Source organism: Actinomyces sp. 594 (genome assembly GCF_019325145.1).
Taxonomy (GTDB): domain Bacteria; phylum Actinomycetota; class Actinomycetes; order Actinomycetales; family Actinomycetaceae; genus Actinomyces.
On the sequence record NZ_PIZC01000025.1, the window covers coordinates 1 to 5838 of the forward strand.

The 5838-nt window shown below is 70.1% G+C and carries 6 protein-coding genes and 1 tRNA gene; 4 read left to right on the top strand and 3 right to left on the bottom strand.

From position 1 onward, the window contains the following. Positions 1-84 precede the first annotated feature (84 nt). The 3 genes from mscL to GZ998_RS03875 form a co-directional block, all read right to left on the bottom strand. Positions 85-471, bottom strand: coding sequence for a large conductance mechanosensitive channel protein MscL (gene mscL, locus GZ998_RS03865; RefSeq protein WP_161923555.1), 387 nt, complete (start codon positions 469-471; stop codon positions 85-87). Between the two features lie 117 nt (positions 472-588). Continuing rightward, positions 589-1287, bottom strand: a complete 699-nt coding sequence (locus tag GZ998_RS03870) for an RcpC/CpaB family pilus assembly protein (protein ID WP_219109088.1) — start codon at positions 1285-1287, stop codon at positions 589-591. Positions 1288-1460: 173 nt separating this feature from the next. Continuing rightward, positions 1461-2129, bottom strand: coding sequence for a 5-formyltetrahydrofolate cyclo-ligase (locus tag GZ998_RS03875; protein WP_161923557.1), 669 nt, complete (start codon positions 2127-2129; stop codon positions 1461-1463). 174 nt (positions 2130-2303) lie between these two features. On the opposite strand from GZ998_RS03875, the gene glp reads away from it, so the two are divergent. From glp to GZ998_RS03895, 4 genes are all read left to right on the top strand, one after another. After that, entirely contained in the window at positions 2304-3515 is a 1212-nt protein-coding gene (glp, locus tag GZ998_RS03880) for a gephyrin-like molybdotransferase Glp (RefSeq protein ID WP_219109089.1), read from the top strand. Between the two features lie 174 nt (positions 3516-3689). Continuing rightward, positions 3690-4250, top strand: a complete 561-nt coding sequence (locus tag GZ998_RS03885; RefSeq protein ID WP_308807154.1) for a GNAT family protein — start codon at positions 3690-3692, stop codon at positions 4248-4250. A gap of 129 nt (positions 4251-4379) precedes the next feature. After that, positions 4380-5624, top strand: coding sequence for a hypothetical protein (locus GZ998_RS03890; protein ID WP_219109090.1), 1245 nt, complete (start codon positions 4380-4382; stop codon positions 5622-5624). 96 nt (positions 5625-5720) lie between these two features. Further along, positions 5721-5793 (top strand) — tRNA-Ala (locus GZ998_RS03895). Positions 5794-5838 lie beyond the last annotated feature (45 nt).

Genomic DNA, 5838 nt, shown 5'->3' on the forward strand with positions numbered 1-5838 from the left:
TGGTGCCCGCCGCATTGGCGGGCACCACTTCAGTGCAGATAGGGCTGTCGCTGCCGACCCAGTGCGAGCAGCAGCGAGCACGGCTCAGGACTGGCGCTGCTGGAGCAGGTCGCGGATCTCCGTGAGCACCTCGACGTCGGTCGGCTCGGCGGGCTTGTCCTCCGCCTCCTTCTTCAGGCGTGCGGTGAGCCGGTTCATCGGCGCCACTACGCAGAAGTAGACCGCGGCGGCTACGAGCAGGAAGTTGACGATGGCGGTGATGATGATGCCCGGCTGGATCGGGTCGGAGCCGTTGATGGAGAACTGCAGCACGGAGTCGAAGTTCGGCTGCTTCACCAGGGCGCCGACGATGCCCATGATGACATCGGTGATGGCCTGCACGATCGGGGCGAAGGCACCACCGATGATGACGGCGACGGCCAGTTCGAGGACATTGCCCTGGGCGATGAACTCCTTGAATCCCTTGAGCATGGGGAACCTTTCGTTGTCGAGCGAGGGTGTGGAACTGCCACCCGCGGAGGTCATGAAGCGGAAACGGCGCAGCGCTCGGGAGACGGGCCGCAACCGCGTGGCGTAAGGGCGGCGGTGTCATGGGCTCAGCACGATGCCGAGCGCACCATTCGTGGCCGCGCCGACGATTAGACTAGCGTCCACAGCGGGAACAGCAAGGGTAACGAGTGTGACCTTCGTCCGGGTGCTCCATTGACTGTCGTCTCCCTCCACCTGGGTCAGCACCACCCGTGCGCCCGAGCAGATGACTGCGGTCGGGTCACCGGCCGCAGTCCCGTCCGGCGCTGTGGCGCCCCGTTGCGCCACTACGTCGACCCTGGCCCCCGGTTCGGCCAGTTGTGCGCCGACGTCGACCGGCACTTGGACCAGGCGCTCTGACGGCGCCAGGTCGGCGGCCAGGGAGGCGCTGGTCATGGAGGTGGTCAGAATCGTCCCCTCCTCCAGGGCGATCGCGGCGCGTGTGCCCACGATCTCCGGCCCGACCAGGCCGCTCCCGGGCAGCGCCGACTGTTCCACCGCGCGCACCTCAATGTCCGCTTCCGTGAGAATCGTGCCGGCGCTGACGTGTCGCGCGGCGACGAGAACCTCCTGCTGCCCTGCCGGCGCGGGCCGCAGCACCCCCAGCGCGGCGATCACGGCGGCACCCAGGCAGATGGCTACGACCAGGTGGCGGTGGCGCCACAGCAGTAGCGAGGGACGCGGCGGGCGGCGGCGCGCCGGCTTCTGACTGCGTTCGGCCTGGTGGGTGCGGGGGCGCTGACGGCGGAGCTGAGGCATATGCACACGGTGGCATCCGTGAGCTGTGCGCGCAGCCGCCCTGTGAACGCGGGACTCGCGGGGTGTCGCCTACCGCGGTTGTGGATGGCGGGCAGGACTGCCGGGTGGTGCCGGCAGGCGGAAGACCACTGGCGTAGGAAGCGGATGTGATTGCGCCGCAGTCGGCATGGCGGTCAGTCTCGGTGGTGATCGGCGGCCCCGCCGGCGAATGCGGATCCCTCCAGCAGGAACCACTCGTCGGGTGTGATGACCGCGTCTACGGGGGCGTCGTGCGGCTGGCCGGGCAGCGGCTGGGTTACCAGCTCATCGTCGTGGACCACGGCGAAGATCGGTGTTCCCCTGCGTCTCAGAGGCAGCACTCGGTCATACCAGCCGCCCCCCTGTCCCAGGCGGCGGCCGGAGCGGTCGACCGCGAGCGCCGGAACGATCACGGCCTCGGCGTCGGCGATGGCGGTGGCGGGCAGTACCTCGCCGCTCGGCTCCGGCGGGCGCCCGGGAGAGCGCTCGGCCAGGTCGGCCACCCCGCGGAAATAGCCCCAGGAGCGGGTCAGCTGCGGGCCGAGCACCGGTAGCAGCACTGCGGTGCCTGTTCCCTCCAGCTGCTCCAGCAGCAGCCGGGTGCAGGGCTCATGCGACACCGACACGTAGGCGGCTACGGTGCTCATGCCGGCGATGGCTTGCAGGATGTGCGCGGTCAGCTGCTGGCAGGTGGAGTTGTGGCCGTGCTCGGGATGACGGTGGTGCGTGGCCCGGTGGCGGCGCAGTACTTGGCGCAGCTGCTCCTTGGCGTCGCTGGCCGCCAGGGAACTGGTGTCTGGCAGGACGCGTGCCTGAGTGCTCATGGCAGCATTGTCGCAGTTACGGGCGGGGGGAGTGTAGGCGCAGACCGGGGTGTTGTCCCCATAGGCCCGGCTGGGTTTCATTCGGTGGTCCACCACCGGGGCGCCCGCCGCAGACGGGTAGCCTGGTCCGGTAGGCCCGTAGCCGGGACTCGGGCCGGAGGAGGACAAGCCCCCATGCGTACCGTTGCCGAGCACCTGGCCGCCTGCTTGGAGATCGCCCGGGCCGCGGCGCCCCTGGACGTGGTTCTCCTGGATGCGGTGGGTTGCGTCTTGGCCGAGGACGTAGTTGCCGATATTGATCTTCCGGCAGTCGACCTGGCCGGGCTGGACGGGTATGCGGTCGCCGCCGCCGACGTCGCCGCTGCCTCCGCGGACTCGCCCGCCGCCTTGGAGGTGATGGACGCCGTCCGGGCCGGGGACATGCGCCCCACGCGCCTGGTGGCGGGTGCGGCCATTCTGATCGACTCCGGCGCGCCCCTGCCGCTGGGAGCCGACGCCGTCGTGCCGTGGATGGACACGGACCGTGGCCACTCGCGGGTGCAGGTGCAGGCGGCGGTGGCAGCCGGGGACAACGTGCGCCGTCGTGCTGAGGATGTGCAGGCGGGCACCACGGTCCTGCCGCAGGGATCGCGCGTCTCGGCGCGGCAGATCGCGCTGCTGGCCGGTATTGGCCGGCACCGGGTCAAGGTGCATCCGGCGCCCAGGGTGGTGATCGTGTCCATTGGCGACGAGCTCGTCGAGCCCGATCATGCGCGCGACGCCGGAGACATATACGACGCCAACGGGCACGCGCTCGCCTGCGCGGTGACCGACGCAGGCGGACAGGCCTTCCGGGTGGCGGCGGTGCCCGACGACCTGGGCGCACTGGCCGAGACCATCGAGGACCAGCTCGTGCGCGCGGACGTGCTGATCACCACCGGCGGGTTGAGCGTCGGACAGGGGGATACGGTCAAGGATGTACTGGCGCCTTTGGGTACGGTGCGTTTTGACGCCGTGGCCATGTCGCCGGGTCGGCAGCTGGGCGTGGGCACGGTTGAGGGCACCCCGATTTTCTGCCTGCCCGGTGACCCGGTAAGCGCGCAGATCGCCTTCGAGACCTTCATCCGCCCGGTGCTGCGGCAGATCGCGGGGTGGCAGGATCTCCATCGCGCGTCCGTGCCGGCGACGATATCCTCCGGCTGGCACTCTCCGGCCCGTAAACGGCAGTTCGTGCCGGTGCACCTGACCGGTTCGCCGGCACGTGGATATGCCGCCCGGCCGACGGCGCAGCCGGGGGCCAGCCGGCTGCTGGGCCTGGCGAAGGCCAATGCGATCGCCGTCGTTCCGGAGGACACCCAGACTGTGGTGTCCGGGGACACGCTGCACTGTCTGCTACTTGACGCCTGAGCGGCGGGAGCAGCAGTGGCAAACGGTTGTCGCGGTGGCCTTGGCGATCTGGGTGGTCTGGCTGGGTGGGTAGGCAGCGGCGGTTTGTGGGGGTGGCGGCGTCGTTTTCCGTGGCCGGTGTGCCTGACCGAGTCCGCGGTGACGGCGCGCTCGCTGGCACGCGGGCCGAGCACGGTGAGTCTGCGCCCCGTCCGTGCCGGCGATGAGGCGCAGTGGCAGTGGCTGCGCCTGGCCGACGACGCCCGCCTGACGCCCTGGGAGGCGACGCTGCCGCCAGGCAGCCCCGACGTGCTGGGGTCCTTCCGGGAGTATGCGCGTACCCAGAATCGGCTGGCGCGCAGAGGCGAGGCGATGCCCTTCGTGCTGGAGGTGGATGGCGCGTTGGCGGGGCAGGTGTCAGTTTCATCGATCCGGTGGGGCGCGCTGGAGTGCGCGAATGTCGGCTACTGGATCGGGGCGCCGTGGGAGGGGCGCGGCGTGATGACGCTTGCGGTGGCGATGGTGCTGGACCATTTGCTCGGGCCGCAGGTGGGGCTGCATCGCGTGGAGATCGACGTCAGGCCGGAGAACGCCCGCAGCCTGGCTGTGTGCAGGCGGCTCGGGCTGCGGGAGGAGGGGGTGCAGCGGGGGCTGATGTACATCAATGGCGCCTGGGAGGATCATGTTGTATTCGCCGTCGTCGCCGAGGACCGCGTGGCCGAAGCGGGATTTGTGAGTCGATTGGGACGAATGTGAAAACTGAGGTGTGATGGATGGGCCTAGCTCACACCGCAGAGAATTTGCGGCTAAAACGCGGGCGCAATTCCTGCCAACACGCCGGGTAAGTGCCCTAAATCCGGGTGCCCGCCCCTTTACGGTTGAGCCGTGGGAATCGAGACGTGGGCGCTGGTCGCGCTCGTAACGGTTCTCGCCGTGTACCTGCTGCCGTTCCTGGTAGGGCGCCGCGAGGCGATGGGGATGGCCAATGCCGAGGACCGCTACTCCTCTGGGCTGCGGCTTCTCGCAACGGGAAGTGCAGCCGCTGCGGAGGGTGGCTGCTGCGGTGGGCACACCACGATTTTTCGACGCCGACCGGAGGTGAGGGCGATGAATCGGCCCGAGGTCAGGAATGTGCGCGCGCTGCGCAAGGAGCGTGAGCTGCAACGCGTGCGTGCTGCGCATGAGCGCAGCCGCGAGCGGCGTCGGGTGGCCGCCTCGCACCGCGCCACGGTCGCGCTCATCCTGCTGGGCGTCACCGTCGGCGTCCTCGTGGTTGCCGGGGTGACCGCGATGCCTTGGTGGCCCGTGCTCGTTCCCGCCGGCCTGCTGGGTGTGTCAGCGGTTGCGGGGCGCCGGGCGGCTCGTGCCTCTGCCGTATCCGATCTGCGTGAGCGTCGGCGGATTGTTGCGCTCGAGCGTGAGCTGACCACGCTGACCGGCGGTGCCGCCGGGCGCCGCCTGGTTGCGGATGAGCCGGCGGAGTCTGGGACGGCGGTGAGGCCCCGTGCAGAGGCCAAGACGGCTGAGCAGGGTGAGGACCGGCATGCGTCGGCTGCCGGCGCCGATGCGCCGCTGTCCGGTGAGCTGGATGCCGGGCTCGCGGAGCAGGGGGCGGCTGATCCGGCGGCCCAGGCGGATGCTGCGGATGCTGCGGATGCTGCGGATGCGGCTGATGCGGCCGGCTTAGGGGGTGGCGCGGTGGATGAGTCGCCTCTGCCGGCGGCGGAGGCTGACGCGGCCGACCAGGAGCCCGAGGCGGGAGACGAGCGGGATGATGCGGCTCCCGCACTCGCGGTTGCGCCGCCTGCGCCGCGCGGCCCGGCTTCCGCGCCCAAGGTGAGCGGCCGCGCCGGTCATGCTGGGGCTGGTGATGTTAAGGCCCCGGCGACTCCGCCTCAGGGCTGGCATCCGGTTAGCGTCCCGGCGCCTACTTACACTCTGGCGGCGCCGGCTCCGCGCCGCAGCTACGAGCCCCCGGCGGAGCCGGCATTCGATTCCGCCCCGGTTCCGGAACGTCCTCGCAATGTGCGTACCTACCCCACCGCCGGCATTGATGCGGGTGCTGACGAGCCGGTATTCCACCCCATCGATCTGGAGGCGGTGCTCGAACGACGCCGCGCAGGTGCCTGAGTCCGCTGGCCCGCTGGCTCAGGAGCCGGTGTTGCGTGTCACTGCTGTGCGATTTGCGGGCGGCCACGGTTACGGTGCTACGATCGGTCCTACTGCGGGGCTATGGCGCAGTTGGTAGCGCGTCTCGTTCGCAATGAGAAGGTCGGGGGTTCGAATCCCCCTAGCTCCACCCTGTGATGCGGCGGCGTCCCACCCGGGATTCGGGTGGGACGCC

Excerpts from the sequence above, each read along its gene's own strand:
- GZ998_RS03870 (WP_219109088.1), bottom strand. The coding sequence starts at position 1,287 with ATGCCTCAGCTCCGCCGTCAGCGCCCCCGCACCCACCAGGCCGAACGC.
- mscL (WP_161923555.1), bottom strand. The coding sequence starts at position 471 with ATGCTCAAGGGATTCAAGGAGTTCATCGCCCAGGGCAATGTCCTCGAA.
- glp (WP_219109089.1), top strand. The coding sequence starts at position 2,304 with ATGCGTACCGTTGCCGAGCACCTGGCCGCCTGCTTGGAGATCGCCCGG.
- GZ998_RS03875 (WP_161923557.1), bottom strand. The coding sequence starts at position 2,129 with ATGAGCACTCAGGCACGCGTCCTGCCAGACACCAGTTCCCTGGCGGCC.